This window comes from Thermostichus sp. MS-CIW-15, from assembly GCF_054060575.1.
The window spans coordinates 18,441-33,155 of the sequence record NZ_JBSSDI010000008.1; the positions used below are offsets into that span (position 1 = coordinate 18,441).

Genomic DNA, 14,715 nt, shown 5'->3' on the forward strand with positions numbered 1-14,715 from the left:
GCTTCCCTGCTTAGCTTGCCTACTTCATCGCTTCTGCAATGCTTGCGGCCACTCGCTTCATTTCCAAAAAGAGCAAGCCTTGCTTAACTTCATGGCTGGCTAGCGTCAGCAAAACGGCGTCAGGTCCGCAACTGGTTAAAACGCCGTACCCTTTTTCTCCCTGCACAAAAATTCTCTCTATGGCTCCGCGGCTCAGCTCTTTCCCAATTCGTTCCCCCAGAGAAAGCATAGCCGCCGACATGGCCGATGCCCTTTCTTCGTCCATGCCTGCCGGCAATGCAGAGGCCAGAGGCAAGCCATCTGGCGTGACCACTGCTGCTCCTTGAACTTCCGGCGTGCTGGAAACGTAATTCTGGAGAATTGCTTGCAAAGAGGATAAATTAGCCATCCTTTCTCTCCCTGCTTTCAAGACTTTTTGTCATTTTTTCTCGTATCTATTTGCTGATACTTCTATCTGCTGTAGAAATAGTACTGCAAAGATCTGCCAGAAGATCTCCTCGCTCAAAAATCTCTCACTTATCCCGAACCCCCCTCAGCAAAGTAGCCAGCCGCGAGACGAGGGAGGGCTTAACCCGGTCGCTTCCCTGTGAGAAAGAGGGTAGTTTGGTGCTCGGCTTTTCCTTCGCAGCTTCCAAGCTTTCTGCCACCGCCGTCAACTTGTCCGAAACCAGCAAAGAGGGAACAATGGCCGTTGGGCCATCACAGGGGCTGATGAGCCCCAGCTTGGCCAGGCGGGCGCAGGCATAGCGCACTTCCAGAAGATCTGCCCCCAACGCCCGGGCCAACTCAGCCAGGTTGCGAGAGGGGGAAACTCCCTCCAAGACTCCCCACTCCAAAGGCGAAAGCCTGTACAAGGGCAGCTCGCTGCTGGTGCGCCAGAAGTAGCTGTCCGGCTGCGGCAGACTTTCTTCAGGACGCTGGTCCAGCTTGAGCTGCTGCAGCGCTTCCAAAACCACGGCACTGGCACCCTTGCTCAGGCCGGTCATCTCGCGATAGGGCAGGCGCACACTAGGCAAGAAGCTGAACTGGCCCGCTTCCAGGGCAAACAAGCTGTAGAGACCTACCTGCAGTTGGTGGCGAAAGAGCTTGGCCAAAGCCACAGGCGAAATTAACCCCTGCCGCTGCAGACACCGCCCCAGCGGCTCTTCCGGGCCACAGAAAGAGGCCAGCTTTTCCACCACCCGCTCGCTAACCAGGCCGGAGCGGGCCAGCAAACCCTCCAAGCGATGTTCCTCTTCGGGGGGCAGAGCTGCAATCACCCGACCTTGGTAAAACCAGATTTTGTAGATGCCGTTTGGGGCCCAGACGGAAAGTTGACCTGTTTTGCTGCCTTTTTCGATGAGCTGCAACAGATCGGGAAGGGAAAATTCTTGGAGGTCTCCAACGATAGCCATGGCAATTCTTTAGCCTCCATTAAGTTGAATATTGGCGCTTTCAGGGATCCTCACGGACACCACCATTCTCATTCCCTGATTCCCTGTCAACAACCGTGTAGCGACGGCAAAGCCATCTTCGCTCAAGTACTCAACCTGGCAGCAATTCTACTGATGAACGATCTTTTTGGAGAGATAAAGTCTAAGCGTTGAGCTGCGTAAGATTTTGGCATCAATTCCTATTACTTTTGTGTTGCTTTGGTCCAGATCTGTTACAGCCATCCAGTTCATCTTTACCTAAATTAACTTCGTAAAGCCGGCGTAGGAGCATGCAATAGAATTTTACTCTACCGGCTTATTTTTCGCGCATGGTTTTGAGGAGAGTAGATAGGCGGCTGACCAAGGAAGGCTTGACCGGCTCCTTCTCTTCCCGAAGGTTGGGGAGAAGCTTAGAAGCCGCCGCAAGCGCAGGCTGGGGTGAAGCGGCCGAGCTGTCGCAGGGGCTGAGCAACCCCAGCTTGGCCAGGCGGGCGCAGGCATAGCGGACTTCTAAGAGATCTGCCTTTAGGGCTTGGGCCAACTCAACCAGGTTGCGAGCGGGCGAAACCTGCTCCAAGATTGCCCACTCCAGGGGCGAGAGTTTGTACAAGGGCAACTCGGTGCTGGTACGCCAGAAGTAGCTGTCCGGCTGGGGCAGATTTTCTTCCGGGCGCTGATCCAACCGAAGCTGCTGCAGCGCTTCCAAAGCCACGGCACTGGCTCCTTTGCTCAGGCCGGTCATCTCGCGGTAGGGCAGGGGCACGTTGGGCAAGAAGCTAAACTGTCCCGCTTCCAGGGCAAAGAGGCTGTAAAGCCCCACCTGCAGTTGATAGCGAAAGAGCTTGGCCAAAGCTGCAGGGGAAATAAACCCCTGCCGCTGCAAGCAAAGGCCCAGAGGCTCCTGCAAGCTGCAGAGGGAGGCCAAATCTGCCACGACTTGCTGGCTGACCAGGTTTAAGCGCACCAGCAAGCGCTCCAACTGATGCTCTTCTTGGGGAGACAAGGCCGCCACCACTCGCCCCTGATACAGCCAAACTCGATAAATGCCATTGGGCCCCCAAATGGAGAGTTGGCCTGTTTTCTTTCCTTTTTCCATCAAATGCAACAGCTCGGCTAGGGAAAATTCCTGAAGATCTCCAAGCATTGCCATGTCTCTGCCCTCTCTCCAACTTTCGGATCTGACTTTTTCAGTATTTTCACGGTTTTTCCCTTGCTACGCAAGGTACAAAACGAGGCAGCTTTGGGCCAGCGCAAGCCTCATTTTTACAATTTTACATTTGGCTTTTCAAAAGTCAAAGCTAATTAATTTCCTTGATTGAACTTAATCGAGATCGCTGCTTCCTAGGCCTGAGCAGGGCAAAAGTTGTGGCAGAAGTCAGTAAAACTTCGGAAATAGAAACAGATAGTAGGCGGAATATTGGTTGTCTTTAACACTTTTTAATTTTGCTCGTCAGGGGATCCACCACTTATAAAAGTTCTCCTGAGAAGGAGTGAATTGAAGATTACACTGAGGGAGCTGAAGGCCATGAGGCCGCCGGCCAGGGCGGGGCTGAGGCCGATGCCGAAGCTGGGCAGGAGCGCACCGGCAGCCACCGGGATCCCGACCCAGTTGTAGGCGAAGGCCCAGAGGAGGTTTTGCTGGATCTTGCGGAAGGTGGCGCGGCTGAGACGGATGGCTTCCACGACGTCCCAGAGGCGGTTGCGCATGAGGATGATATCGGCAGTCTCGAGGGCGGCAGCGGTGGCAGAGTGCAGAGCCATGCCCACGTCAGCTTGGGCCAGGGCGGGGGTGTCGTTGATGCCATCACCCACCATGGCGACTCTTTGACCCTGGGCCTGCAGATCTCGGATAACCTGAGCTTTGTCTGCCGGCTGCACCTCGGCGATGACGCGGATCCCTGGCACCTGCAAGGCCTGGGCCACCTGCTGGGCCACCTCGGTTCGGTCGCCGGTTAGCAGGACTACCTGCAGGCCCATTTGCCGAAGCCGTTGCAGCGTTGCCCGGGCGTCGGGCCGCAAGGGATCCTGGGCCGCCAACAGCCCCACCAGGGATCCCGCCACGGCCACCCCCACCACCGTTTTGCCAGCTTGTAGCAGCGCCTGGGCTTGGGCCTGCGCTTGCGGGGAAATCGGGATCCCTAGGGCGGCCAGCCCCTCTAAGGAGGCCAAGATGACCTCTTGCCCTTCCACCCGCGCCGAGGCCCCCAGGCCTGGCTGAGTGTAAAACTCGTCGGCAGAGAGCAGGGGTAGTCCTCGCTCGCGGAGGGCCCCCAAAATGGCCTGGGCCAGGGGATGGCGGGTGCCGCTTTCCACCGTGGCCGCCAGTTGCAGCAGCCGAGCCGGATCCAGAGAGGGGTCGAGGGCCAGGCAATCTGTTAGGTGCGGATCCCCCTGGGTGAGGGTGCCGGTTTTGTCGAAGACAACCGTTTGCAGGCGGTGGGTTTTCTCCAGGACATCGCCGCCGCGGATGAGCAGCCCCCGCTCCGCGCCCAGGCCGGTGCCCACCAGAATGGCCGTCGGCGTCGCCAATCCGAGGGCACAGGGGCAGGCCACCACCAGCACCGAGATGGCCAGCTTAAGGCTGAGGAGCAGAGGGGTGGGGTGGGGCGGGTGATCCGCCAGGTGCAGAGGGGAGTGAAGGCCGACCCCCCTCAGGAGCTCGCTGCCCCACAAGGGGATCCCAACCCAGTACCAGAAGGCGAAGGTGAGAAGGGCCAGCACCACCACCCCGTAGGTGAAGTAGCCGGCCACCCGGTCGGCCAGGCCCTGGATGGGGGCCTTGCGGGCCTGGGCTTCTTCCACCAAGCGGATGATCTGGGCCAGGGTGGTGTCTTTGCCGGTGCGCGTAGCTTGGCACAGCAGCAGCCCCGATTGGTTGACCGTCCCGGCCACGACCGGATCCCCTGGCTGTTTGAGCACGGGTAGGGATTCCCCGGTGAGCATGCCCTCGTCCACCGTGGCCTGGCCGGCAATTACTTCCCCATCCACCGGGATCTGCTCGCCAGCCCGCACCTGCAGCCAGTCTCCCACCTGCACCTGTTCCACGGGGCACTGCTCTGCCGCCAGCTCGCCTTTGCTCAGGTCTTCGGCTGGGGATCCTGACCGTTGAGAGGGTCGGACTCGCCAAGCAACGCTGGGGCGCAGGCTGAGCAGCGATTGCAAACTGCTGGCCGCCCGCAGACGGCTCTGCTGTTCCAGGGCCCGCCCCAGCAGGATGAAGCTGAGCAGCATCACCGGCTCTTCAAAGAAGCACTCCCAGCCCACCTGCGGGGCCAGCAACCCCACCAGACTGGCCAGGTAGGCGGATCCGGATCCCAGGGTGACTAGCGTGTTCATGTTGGGGGCCAGCCGCCGCGCCGCCCGCCAGCCGTCCAGGACAAGGCCGCGGGCCGGGCCGACAAAGGTCAGCGTCGCCAACCCCCAGTGCAGCCAGACGTCGTTGAGGACGGGCAGGCCCAGGCGGGCAAAAAGATCCAGGTGTCCAGCGGCAGAAATGAGCAGCAAAAAAACGGCGGTGAGGGCCTGGCGAAGGTGGTCTTGGGCTTGCCGCCGTTGCCGCGCGAGGGGATCCGCAGGCGCGTCCAGGGCATTGTCCCATCCGTCGGGGGAAGGAGCCTGAGCTTGGGGAAAATCGCCCCTGCCGGCGGCGCAAGAGCTGGGAAACCCTGCATCCGTCAAGATCCGGGCCAAATGCTCGGGATCAGGCTGGATCCCAGGGGCAAGTTCCACAAGAGCTGATTCGGTAACCAGGTTAACGCTGGCTTTGACCACCCCCGGCTGATTCAGCAGGGTCTGCTCGACGACCCGAACACAGCCGGCGCAGCTCATGCCCCCAACATGGAGCAGCAGGGATCCGTTCCCAGCCAATTCTGAGGGCCTATCCTCCACAGCGGGCTTGGCTGGCTGGGTTTCTTCCCCAGGGTGCGGCGCCTCTGCAGGGGCCATCACAGGGACTCCCTCGACCTCGCTTTTTGGCGCCATCGGCAAAATCAGGAATGAGGGGTACTCTCCCCATCCTAACGCTGGGATCCCCGCCACTACCCCCTTTGAACTCGCCGCTCAAACTCCTCGCGGGTGGCATCCACCAGTTGCACTGCCTCTGGATAGAGATTGGGGTGGTTTTGCTTTAGCCAACTCAGCAGCCGCGCCAACTGGGCGGCGCAGAGATCCAGATCGGCCTGAAAAATCACTGCCGCCGCCATGTGCTGGGCGTATTCAGGGGGATGGCCCTGCTGCGTCAGCTCCGCCGTCAAGGCGGCCAGGGCCTGCTGGCGAACAGAGGGGGCGGAGCCTTCAGAAGTGGACATGGGCAGGATCCCTTAGTTGGAAGAGTAGCGGCGCAGGGCCAGGGTCACGTTATGCCCCCCAAACCCGAAGGCATTGACCAGGGCCACGTCAACGGCCATCTGCCGTGCCCTGTGGGGGACAAAGTCCAGCCCCTCGCACTCGGGGTCGAGGTTGTCCAGGTTGAGGGTAGGGGGAACCCAGCCGTGGTGGATGGCCAGGGCCGTCGCCACGGTGGCAACGCCGCCTGCTCCCCCCAACAAATGGCCCGTCATGGACTTGGTGGCGCTGATGGCCAGGCGAGGGGCGTGCTCCCCGAAAACCGCCCTGATGGCTTGCACCTCGGCAACATCCCCCACAGGCGTGCCGGTGGCATGGGCATTGATGTGCTGCACCTGGTCAGGCTGGATCCCGGCATCTTTAAGGGCTAGCCGCATCGCGCGGGCAGCACCTTCGCCCGCGGGGGCGGGATTGGTGATGTGGTGGGCGTCGCAGGTGAGGCCGTAGCCGACGATCTCGGCATAGATCTTGGCGCCGCGAGATCGGGCGTGTTCCAACTCCTCCAGCAGCAGGATCCCCGCCCCTTCCCCCATGACAAAGCCATCCCGATCCCGGTCAAAGGGCCGACAGGCCTGTTCGGGGGCGTCGTTGCGGGTGGAAAGAGCCTTCATGGCGCTGAACCCCGCCACCGAGAGGGGAGTCACTGCCGCTTCTGTGCCCCCCGTAATGGCCACCTGCACTTCCCCCCGCTGGATGAGCCGGAAGGCATCGCCGATGGCGTTGGAGCCAGAAGCACAGGCCGTCACCGTACAGGAGTTAGGCCCCTTGGCGCCAAAGCGAATGGCCACGTGGCCTGCTGCCATGTTGGCGATCATCATCGGCACCATGAAGGGGCTACAGCGATCCGGCCCCTTTTGCAGGTAGATGGTCTGCTGCTCTTCCAAAACCCGGATGCCGCCGATGCCGGTGCCCAAGATCACCCCCACCTGCTCAGCGTTGAGATCGGTAATGCGAAATTGGGCATCCTCCAGCGCCTGTTGGGTGGCGGCCAGGGCCAGATGGACAAAGCGATCGGTGCGCTTGACGTCCTTGCGATCCAGGTAGTCGAGGGGATCAAACCCCTTCACCTCCCCGGCAATGCGGCACTCGTGGCGAGAGGCATCGAAGTGGGTAATTGGCCCAATACCAGAGCGGCCTGCCAGCAAGCTCTGCCAGAACTCGCCAGGAGAATTGCCAAGGGGGGTTATCGCCCCTAGCCCCGTGATGACAACACGGCGATGGAAGTTGGATCGGATGGACATAGGAGCGGCGGCAGGATCCACGACAACCATGAGCAGTTTCGACCCGGTACCCTCCGGTTAGAAGGAAGGCAAGCCGGCAGAATTGCCCTCTCCCAGGCTAGGCAGCTTTCTTAGAGAGGATGTAGTTGACGGCATCCTGCACAGTGGCAATGCCCTCCGCATCTTCATCGGGGATTTCCAGATCGAACTCCTCCTCGAAGGCCATGACCAGCTCCACCGTATCGAGGCTGTCGGCTCCTAGGTCGTTCTGGAAATTAGCTTCCAGGGTTACTTTGTCGTCCTCTACGCCTAGTTGATCGGACACGATCTTGCGAACACGGCTGTAAACTTCATCTGCGCTCATGCTTGGAACCCTAGATATCGATCGACTGAGAGTGTCTTGGCTAAGCCAACCGGCAGCTATCGAAGTATCCCCTATTGTATCGGACAACGGATCCCCTCTTGTGAAGAGGCTTGCTTTTGTCGCTGCAGAGGGGTGGAGAATTGAGCTGTGGCCCTTTTCGATTGTCGCAAAGAGAAGCTAGGATAGCCTACTGCACCTTTTGATTTGGATTCCCAAGGAGAACTGGCTTCCATGCCCCGCGCCTATGAGACAATGCTGATCGTGCGCCCCGACCTCTCGGACGAACCCTTGCAACAACTCCTCACCGAGCAGGAATCGCTCCTACGAGAAAACGGGGCAACTGGCCTGGAAATTACCAACAGAGGCAAGCGCCGCTTTGCCGGGTTTGAGATGAAGAAGTTCAAGGAAGGCCTCTACATCCAGTTCAACTACGAGGCCGAGCCAAGGACAGTGGCCACCTGGGAGAAAAATCTGCGCATCAACGAGAGCATCCTGCGCTACATGACTCTGCGCGTGAACTAGGTTGACGGGATCCGGGTCTGGAGGCATGGTAAAGGTAGTTGAGCTGCCTTCTTTTAACGCCCCAATAGACTTTACAGTGGCTCTGTCATGAACTCGATTGTCTTGATGGGGGAAGTGGCCAGCGAGCCGGAGCTGCGCTACACTCCCGACAACCTGGCCGTTACCTCACTGGTGCTGCGCTTTCCCAGCTTGCGCCCGGAGGAGCCACCGTACCAAGTGCGGGTTGCCTTTTTTGGAGAGCTGGCCCAGCGGGTGGTGGACACCTGCCGCGTGGGGGATCAGATCACGGTGGAGGGCCAACTGCACATGAATGTGGTGGAGCGGGATGGGCGTAAGGAAAAGTTGGCCGAGATCACCGCGCGTCGCGTCCACCAACTGGGATCGGCGCGGGTTCTCTCTCTGACGGGGATGGGTGAGTCTGCAACTGTGGACTCCTCTGAAGGAGGGGGGGCTTCCCCAGCGGAGCCGGACGATATTCCGTTCTAGCGGTGCAAGTTTTGCTGGGATCCCCTATGTTGCCAAGACTGGGCGCCGGTGAGCCCTTGGCATCTCTGCAAGTGATCGGCCACTCGGTGCAGGGGCGTCCCATTTACCTTTGGCAGCTCACCCAGGGGATCCGCCCCTTGCTGCTGGTCGGCGGCGTACATGGCGATGAGGTGGAAGGCTATGCCCTGATCGAGCGCTACGTGGCTTCTGGGAAATGGAGATCCTTGGAGGGCAGGGCTGCGCTTTGGGCGATCCCATGCCTGAACCCGGATGGCTGTGCCCTAGGGCAACGGCTCAACGCCAACGGCGTGGATCTCAACCGCAATCTGCCCACGCAAGATTGGATCGCGGCTTCTTTGGAAGCTCGCTATCCGCCGGGAGCGGCCCCAGGCTCCGAGCCGGAGACACAAGCGTTGTTGGCGAGTTTGGCCCAGATTCGACCCCGATTTGTCCTTTCTACCCACTCCTGCCAGAACGATCCCTACGTGAACTACAATGGCCCTGCCCTTGAGCTGGCTCAGGTGATGGCTGCTCGCAACGGCCTGCCGGTAACCGACGACATCGGCTATCCCACCCCTGGCTCTTTGGGCACCTGGGCGGGGCAGGAACCGCGGATCCCCACCCTGACGCTGGAACTGCTGCGCAGGCGGTGTTAGAGTGGACAGCCCAGGAGGATGAGTTCTGACCTGTGTCAAGATCTCTGAACTTTCATTGCCAATCCGACAGGTCATCCGAGATGCCCGCGGTTTTCTCGCCCAGTTCTTTTACAACACAGATAGATGAGGGCAAAGAAAAAAGGAACTTGGAGTCGAAACCGAAGTCAAGCCTTGTCTTTTGCCCATCTGTTAGCCATTTGGAGGAAGTCGGTATGTTCAGCAGGATTTTGGTGGCGGTGGATCGGTCGGAGCTGAGCCAGGGAGTGTTTCAAAAGGCCGTCCAACTGGCCAAGGCCATGCAGGCCGAGATGATGATCCTCCATGTTTTGTCCCAGGAAGAGCCCGGTGCCCCAGAGCCGCCCATGATCTTGGGGGTGGATTACAGCTCCACCATCAGCGCTGAGCTGTGGCAGTCTTATCGGGAGCAGTGTGCCATCTTCGAGCAAAACCAGATGGACTACCTGCGCTCGCTGGTGGAGAAAGCCGCTGAGCAGGGAGTTCGCGCCGAGTACCGCCTCAACTACGGCAACCCCGGTCGGGTCATCTGCGACTTGGCCCGCTCTTGGAAGGCGGACTTGATTGTGGTGGGCCGCCGCGGCCACTCCGGCCTGAGCGAGCTATTTTTGGGCAGCGTCAGCAACTACGTGCTCCACCGGGCCCCCTGCTCGGTGTTGACGATCCAGGGCGAGGCTCTGAAAAAAGCAGCCTCAGCCAAAGAAGAGACAACCACCGCCTCTGCCAGCTAAGAAAAGCCCGCCGGCCACCGCTAGGAGCCTGAGGAAGACCCTCCCCGTTGGTCCCTTGTCTCCTCCGCTTTGCCCTCCAGCAAGCGGTTCACTTCGGTTTCCACGCTGTTGAAGGTGCTGAGGTCGATGACGGCAATATCCGGCTGATAGCTGCTTTGTACATAGGCACGCAGGCCGGCAAACGTCAAGCTCAACCTCAAGGGATCCCGACCGTCCTCGCCCTTGGCCTCAAAGGTCAGCTTCAGATCTGGCTCGGCCAAGGCTTTTTGGGCGTCTGGATCCGTCTCCGGCAGGAACTCCTTGGCGCGGGCGGCATTGAGGCTGGAGAAGAGGGAGCTGAGGTTGACCGGCTGGCCCGGTTGCTCCGGATTTTCCCAGCGCAGATCCAGGGATCCCTTCTCCTGGGGCAGAGGATTGAGGGTAACCCGCTCCCCTTGGGATTCCAGGGTAACTGGGCCCACCTGGTTGGGGTTGAGGCGGGCGATGCGGTGATCCCGCAGCTCCTCGAAGTCGGAGCGGAGAATGTCGGCGGTGCTGGTGAGGAGGGTGGCCACCGCCGGGTGCTCGGAGGTGATGACGTACACCTGGCCCTCTTTTTCCGCTCCCAAGGCCACAGTCAGGGTCTTGCCATCCTTGAGCTCAACGGTTAGCTGGGCAGAAGGCTTCTCCAGACCATAAGGAGCCAGCTCCGCTTTGGTTTCAGCCGGAAACTCCACCGCTTGCAGGCGAGACAACGTATTGAGCAGACGGTCGACGTTCAGGTCATCGGCAGGCAGCTCGCGGGGCTCGACGATCTGCCACGTATTTTCTTGTCGCTCCAAGCGAACGACCTCTGGCTCTGCCTCGGCCAACTGCACCTGCAGAGACTTCACCGCCGCTGTGTCAAAGCGCAGCAGAGTTTTGTCCCGCAAAGCCAGCAGAGAAGGCAAGAGGGATCCCTTCTGGGTGCTGGCCAAGAGCACCACCTCTCCCCCTTCTGGCCTGGCGTAGAAGCCGGAGCCGTCGAAGTTGTCGTTGCCAATGTCCAGGCGGTAGGGATCCCCCTCTTGGGGGAAGAGGGCGATCTGGTGGCGCGGCTTATCTAGGCCGAAGGCCGCCAAATCCTCAGCCCCTTCCAGCGTGATTTGAGGCGTGAGGCGGGAGAAGCTGTTGAGCAACTGCTCCACCGGGAAGTCCAGCGCCGCCGACTGGATGGGACGGATAATGCGCCAACGGGATCCCTCTTCTGCCTCAGGAGTGCGCTCCAAAAGGATTTCCTCCGGTTCCCCCTCTTGCTGCTGGCGAATCTCGATGTGGGCAATGGTGTCGGGGGCAAAGTGGAAAAGCCGCGCCCGCTCCGCTTGCTGCTGCTGGCGCAGTTGCTGGAAGTTGTCAAAGAGGAAATACCCCAGCAGAGCAGCCACTGCCAAGCCCAAGAGAATCCAGGTGCTGCGCTTGAACATGCTCGTCCTCCTTGGCCCTATCGTCTTTGCCACCAGAGCACGGCCCCCGATCCCAACGCCACCAGCGGCAGGAGCACCGTCGATCCCAGCACCAGCCAGCGGAAGTTCTGGCCGGTCACGGCAAGACGGCGGTCGGTGATGGATTTGGGGCGAATGGAGATCTGTTCGGTTCGCTCAGTGAGCCAGTTGAGGGTGTTGAGGAAGAGATCGCGGTTCCCCTGCTGCCTCAGGTTGCCGTCGAGGGCGAAGTTGACGTTGCCGATCACCACCAGCCGAGCCTCGGTCGGCCCCTCCTGGGATTCTGAGGTCTTCTGATCGCCTTTCACCTGGCGGGTCAGGGCTACGCCCAGGGTCAGGGGGCCGGGCTTGTCTTGATCCGGGTCAAATTGCAGCGGGCCGGCCTCTAGGTTGGGGCTGGTCTCTCCCCAGCTCTGCGGGCTGGTGCGCAGCAGAGGCGTGGCCTGGATCCCTTCGCGGACCTCAGTGTCTACAGAACGGGCCAGGGGGAAGAGGGTCATCAGCCGCTGTTCTGCCAGGGGAGCGGTGATGGGGTGATCCCCGTAGGTGGTAACCAGGGCCACCGCCGGCCCCGTGCCCAAAAGCTGGCTGACGCTGCTCACCTCAATGATGAAGTCATCCCCCAAAACCACGCCCCACTCCTCCAGCAAGGGATCCAGGCCGGCATCCACCCGTGGCCCAATCAAGAGCAGCAGCCGCCCCCCTTTGGCCAGGTAGTCCTGCAGCTTCTCCACCTCGCCGGGGAAGAGAGCCCGCTGCGGCCCTGCCAAGACCAACACATCCGCCTCCTCTGGGATCTGCGACTGCACCAGGTTCAGCGGCTCCACCCGGTAGCCCTCCTGGCCGAGGGCTGCCACCGCCTGGGCCAGGGTTGGGGTGCCCTCGCGAGCTTCCAGGCTCACCTCCCCATGCCCCTGTACAAAATAGGCCACCACTTCGCCGCGGTTAACCACCTTGGCCAGCACAGGGGTGAGCTTACTCTCCAGCTCAGGGGCGGGCGGCTGGGGCAGTTGTTGGCGGTTATTGCCCGATTCGACCACCAGAGTGTTATTTTGGGTAACCTGCAGCCGCTGGACAGTGAGGGGATCGCGGTTGGGATCCACAAACTCAAACTGGAAGCGCTCGGGGTTGAGGCGGCGGTAGCGCTCCAGCTGTTCCCGCAGGTTGGGATCGGGGGCGGTGGTGACCACCCAGACTTTCATTGGCTGGGCCAGCCCTTGCACCAATTGCCGCGTCTGGGGGGAGAGGGTAAACAGCCCCTCTTCCGTGAGATCCAGGCGCAGGTCGTAGCGCACCGCCACGACGTTGAGCAACACCAAGATCACGGCCATCGCCGCCGCCGCCACCAGGATGTTGGCGTTGGTCTGGGTGGAGCGCAGGCCCAGGAACAGGCTCACTTCCTTCCGGTGGGTGAGGCCCCAAACCACCACCAGGGCCAAGCCCGTGGCCATCAGGCTCAGGGGCACCGCCGTCCAGCCGGTGAGGGCAGCTCCCACCAGCAGGCCGATGGCCACGACGCCAAGGCCGACGATCCCCGTCCAATCTGCCAATGCCTGCCAAGCTTTCATCACCGCACTCCTCCCAACGCAACCCTAGCTCTGCTGCCAGCGCAGGCTTTCCACCGATTGCACCGTGGCAAACAGCCCCAGCACGATGATGCTGAGGAAAAGGACAACACTGCTGCTGCTGAGGATCCCTTGCACCCAGTTGCTGTACTGCTGCAGCAGCGAGACATGCCTCAGAGTGGCGGCAATCCAGTTGCTCTCCTGGCCGGCTGCCGCGTCGATGACCCAGAGCAGCAGGATCAGCCCAAAGGTAGCCACCGCCGCAATAAGGGTGCTGTCGGTCAGGGAAGAGATGAACAACCCCAGGGCCATGACGCTGCCGGCCAGCAGAGCAAGCCCCACATAGCCCATCAGGGTCAGGCGGTAGTCCACTGCTGGGTTGGCGCTACTCAGCACCAGCACGTGGTAGACCAGCGGCGGCAGCAGCAGCGTGATGAAAAACACCCAGACCGCCAGCCACTTGCCCAGGGCCACCTCTAGGTTGGTGATGGGGGAAGTGGCCAGCAGCTCCATGGTGCCCCGCCGCCGCTCCTCAGCGTAGGAGCTCATGGTAAAGATGGGCAATAAAAATAAGGAAAGCGTGCCCAGCAGATTGAGAAACTGCTGCGACAGGATGGTGGCGGCATCAAAAGGGTTCTCTTGGCCAAACTGGGCAAAGAGATCCACCTGCTGCGAGAAGTTGATCACCCGCACCAAGATGTTGACGAAGAAAAAGCCCGCCAGTCCCCAGAACACCGCCGCCACCACGTAGGCAATGGGGGAGGTGAAGTAGCCGCGCAGCTCTTTGCGAAAAATGGCAACCACGCCGTTCATGCCGCTTCCTCCAACGCGCCTTCGGATCCCTCTTGGGTAGTGAGCTGCAGGAAAATCTCCTCCAAAGAAGCCTGGGGACGGCCGATCTCGTAGAGGTCGATCCCCGCCTGTACCAGGGCCCTGGCCACCTCCGGGATCCAGCCTTCTGCAGAAACATGGCTCTTCAGGTGTACCTGCCAGCGAGGGGGATCGGATCCCAGGGCCTGCAAGCTCACCACCTCCACCTGGGGCAGGTTCTGCAGGGCCGCTCGGATGGCCGTTTCCTCAGGAGCGCCCACCACCAGCTTCGCCTGCTGCCGATCCTGAAGCTGGGCCGTCAGCTCGGCGGGCGTGCCAATGGCCGCCACCTGGCCGCGGTTGATGATCACCACCCGGTCGCAGGTCATGCTCACCTCCGGCAGGATGTGGGTGGAGAGGATGATGGTGTGCTCTCCTGCCAGGCTCTTGATGAGGTTGCGCACCTCGATAATTTGCTTGGGATCCAGACCAATCGTGGGCTCGTCCAGGATGATCACCGGCGGGTCGTGCACCAGGGCCTGGGCCAGGCCCACCCGCTGCTTGTACCCCTTGGAGAGCTTGCGGATCAAGGTGTGGCGCTTGTCTTCCAGGCTGCAGCGGCGGATCACCTCGTCCACCCGTCGCGGCCGATCCCCGGCGCTGACCCGTTTGATCTGGGCGACAAAGTCCAGGTAGCTCTCCACCGTCATGTCCGGGTAGAGGGGCGGGTTTTCTGGCAGGTAGCCGATGCGCTGCCGCACCGCCATAGGGTTTTCATGCACATCGAACCCGGCCACCCGCGCCGTCCCCTCGCTGGCAGGCAAATAGCCAGCCAAAATGCGCATAGAAGTGGTTTTGCCGGCGCCGTTGGGCCCCAGAAACCCCATGATCTCGCCGGCGTTGACCTGGAAAGAGATGTCGCGGATGGCCGTAAAGCTGCCGTAGGTTTTGCTCAGATGTTCCACTTCGATGGCAGCCTTGGTTGCAGGAGCAGTGGATAAACCTGTCATCGGCGGCTCCTAACCTAGAGGGTCAGCGGGAGTTGGCCAACAGCCCAAGTCCGGAGATGGGAAAGCGCGCAGCCCTTCTCTTGTGAAATAGGCGGAGGTTGAGAGCAACAGAGGCAGCAG

Annotated in this window: 15 protein-coding genes; 4 read left to right on the forward strand and 11 right to left on the reverse strand. The window is 60.9% G+C overall.

Annotation, left to right across the window (positions count from 1 at the left end; all coding sequences use genetic code 11):
- Positions 1-19: 19 nt before the first annotated feature.
- The 7 genes from ACVW0R_RS04405 to ACVW0R_RS04435 form a co-directional block, all read right to left on the reverse strand.
- Positions 20-388 carry a roadblock/LC7 domain-containing protein gene (locus tag ACVW0R_RS04405; RefSeq protein WP_011431637.1) on the reverse strand — a complete coding sequence of 123 codons (369 nt, stop codon included), beginning with the start codon at positions 386-388 and terminating at the stop codon, positions 20-22.
- Between the two features lie 124 nt (positions 389-512).
- The gene (locus tag ACVW0R_RS04410) at positions 513-1,394 is read right to left on the reverse strand and encodes a DUF4388 domain-containing protein (protein ID WP_011431638.1); all 882 of its coding nucleotides are present in this window, start codon (positions 1,392-1,394) and stop codon (positions 513-515) included.
- Between the two features lie 334 nt (positions 1,395-1,728).
- Positions 1,729-2,562, reverse strand: coding sequence for a DUF4388 domain-containing protein (locus ACVW0R_RS04415; protein WP_099812672.1), 834 nt, complete (start codon positions 2,560-2,562; stop codon positions 1,729-1,731).
- A 287-nt stretch (positions 2,563-2,849) separates the two neighbouring features.
- Positions 2,850-5,357 carry a heavy metal translocating P-type ATPase gene (locus ACVW0R_RS04420; protein ID WP_457501715.1) on the reverse strand — a complete coding sequence of 836 codons (2,508 nt, stop codon included), beginning with the start codon at positions 5,355-5,357 and terminating at the stop codon, positions 2,850-2,852.
- 92 nt (positions 5,358-5,449) lie between these two features.
- Complete coding sequence (locus ACVW0R_RS04425) at positions 5,450-5,719, reverse strand: hypothetical protein (RefSeq protein WP_011431642.1); 270 nt, start codon at positions 5,717-5,719, stop codon at positions 5,450-5,452.
- Between the two features lie 12 nt (positions 5,720-5,731).
- Complete coding sequence (gene fabF, locus ACVW0R_RS04430) at positions 5,732-6,997, reverse strand: beta-ketoacyl-ACP synthase II (RefSeq protein WP_457501716.1); 1,266 nt, start codon at positions 6,995-6,997, stop codon at positions 5,732-5,734.
- Between the two features lie 97 nt (positions 6,998-7,094).
- Complete coding sequence (locus ACVW0R_RS04435) at positions 7,095-7,340, reverse strand: acyl carrier protein (RefSeq protein WP_011431644.1); 246 nt, start codon at positions 7,338-7,340, stop codon at positions 7,095-7,097.
- A gap of 231 nt (positions 7,341-7,571) precedes the next feature.
- On the opposite strand from ACVW0R_RS04435, the gene rpsF reads away from it, so the two are divergent.
- The 4 genes from rpsF to ACVW0R_RS04455 all read left to right on the forward strand — a co-directional run bounded on the left by rpsF (position 7,572) and on the right by ACVW0R_RS04455 (position 9,750).
- Entirely contained in the window at positions 7,572-7,862 is a 291-nt protein-coding gene (gene rpsF / locus ACVW0R_RS04440; protein WP_011431645.1) for a 30S ribosomal protein S6, read from the forward strand.
- A gap of 87 nt (positions 7,863-7,949) precedes the next feature.
- Complete coding sequence (locus tag ACVW0R_RS04445; RefSeq protein ID WP_099812668.1) at positions 7,950-8,348, forward strand: single-stranded DNA-binding protein; 399 nt, start codon at positions 7,950-7,952, stop codon at positions 8,346-8,348.
- 26 nt (positions 8,349-8,374) lie between these two features.
- Positions 8,375-9,004, forward strand: a complete 630-nt coding sequence (locus ACVW0R_RS04450) for a M14 family zinc carboxypeptidase (protein WP_457501717.1) — start codon at positions 8,375-8,377, stop codon at positions 9,002-9,004.
- Positions 9,005-9,216: 212 nt separating this feature from the next.
- Positions 9,217-9,750, forward strand: a complete 534-nt coding sequence (locus ACVW0R_RS04455) for a universal stress protein (RefSeq protein WP_041438695.1) — start codon at positions 9,217-9,219, stop codon at positions 9,748-9,750.
- 20 nt (positions 9,751-9,770) lie between these two features.
- Here ACVW0R_RS04455 and ACVW0R_RS04460 read toward each other — a convergent pair whose 3' ends face one another.
- The 4 genes from ACVW0R_RS04460 to ACVW0R_RS04475 are packed head-to-tail and all read right to left on the reverse strand — an operon-like array spanning position 9,771 to position 14,595.
- A complete protein-coding gene (locus ACVW0R_RS04460) occupies positions 9,771-11,192 on the reverse strand; it encodes a DUF4340 domain-containing protein (protein WP_457501718.1) in 1,422 nt (473 codons plus the stop codon).
- A 17-nt stretch (positions 11,193-11,209) separates the two neighbouring features.
- Positions 11,210-12,778 (reverse strand): GldG family protein, encoded by a 1,569-nt coding sequence (locus ACVW0R_RS04465; protein ID WP_011431650.1) that lies wholly within the window; start codon positions 12,776-12,778, stop codon positions 11,210-11,212.
- Between the two features lie 24 nt (positions 12,779-12,802).
- The gene (locus ACVW0R_RS04470) at positions 12,803-13,588 is read right to left on the reverse strand and encodes an ABC transporter permease (protein ID WP_011431651.1); all 786 of its coding nucleotides are present in this window, start codon (positions 13,586-13,588) and stop codon (positions 12,803-12,805) included.
- The gene (locus ACVW0R_RS04475; protein ID WP_099812663.1) at positions 13,585-14,595 is read right to left on the reverse strand and encodes an ABC transporter ATP-binding protein; all 1,011 of its coding nucleotides are present in this window, start codon (positions 14,593-14,595) and stop codon (positions 13,585-13,587) included. The genes ACVW0R_RS04470 and ACVW0R_RS04475 overlap by 4 nt, the downstream gene beginning before the upstream one ends.
- Between the last annotated feature and the right edge of the window lie 120 nt (positions 14,596-14,715).